Annotated in this window: 1 protein-coding gene and 1 pseudogene; both read left to right on the top strand. The window is 43.2% G+C overall.

Going from position 1 to position 887, the window contains the following annotated elements:
* Positions 1 to 465 (top strand): annotated as a pseudogene (locus ACS8FC_RS15775) (efflux transporter periplasmic adaptor subunit); the annotation flags it as partial.
* Between the two features lie 100 nt (positions 466 to 565).
* Positions 566 to 887: ATP-binding cassette domain-containing protein (locus tag ACS8FC_RS15770; protein ID WP_439297464.1), on the top strand; the 322-nt coding region annotated here is incomplete at its 3' end.

The following is an 887-nucleotide window of genomic DNA, read 5'->3' as shown; positions in this document are numbered from 1 at the left end:
GTATATTTCAACATCATTGGTAACCCTGACCAAAAATTTGACTCTGTTCTCAAAGCCATTGAACCTGCTCCTGAGCAAATCAGTGACACCAGCTCAACCGATTCTGCTATCTATTATGTCGGCTATATCGAAGTACCCAACACCGATCGCCGTTTTCGTATTGATATGACGGCACAGGTTTACGTCGTGGTTAATCAAGCAAAAAACGTCTTGCTCATTCCTGCTGCTGCCCTACAGCCTATCGGCAAAACCGAAAAATCAGTCACAACTAACGATGATCCAAATACAAAAACAGCTAAAGTTCGTGTCTTGAAAGCGGATGGCAGTGTGGCTGAACAAGTGGTAAAAACAGGTATCAATAACCGCGTCGATGTACAGATTTTAAGTGGCCTGAATAAAGGCGATGAAGTGATACTAAGTGAAGAAGGACCACAAAAAGGCGGTAAAGGTGGAAGACCGTTTTAACACCTAAGTAGATAAACCAGCGTCCAATCATGATAGATAAGCGTTTTATAATTTTATATAAGTCATTATATAAGCAGTACTGATATAGGCAGCAGCGTAAATGAACACCAAAAGCCCCAACCCTAATGCCGCAGCAGACACTCCATTGATGCAGGTCAAAGGGCTGATCAGAGAGTTTAAAGCTGGTGAACAAAACATTCGCGTGCTCCATGATATCGACTTGACTATCAATCAAGGCGAGATGGTCGCCATCATTGGACAGTCAGGCTCTGGTAAGTCAACCTTGATGAATATCTTGGGCTGCTTGGATCAAGCAACGGCTGGTGAATATAAAATATATGGTCAATCGGTCAGTCGCTTAGACGCTGATGAACTGGCAAAACTGCGCCGTGAGCATTTTGGTTTTATCTTTCAGCGCTATC

This window comes from Psychrobacter sp. 1Y4 (assembly GCF_051847555.1).
The sequence above is the reverse complement of the archived record's forward strand: the minus strand, read 5'-3'. Positions and strand labels throughout refer to the sequence as shown.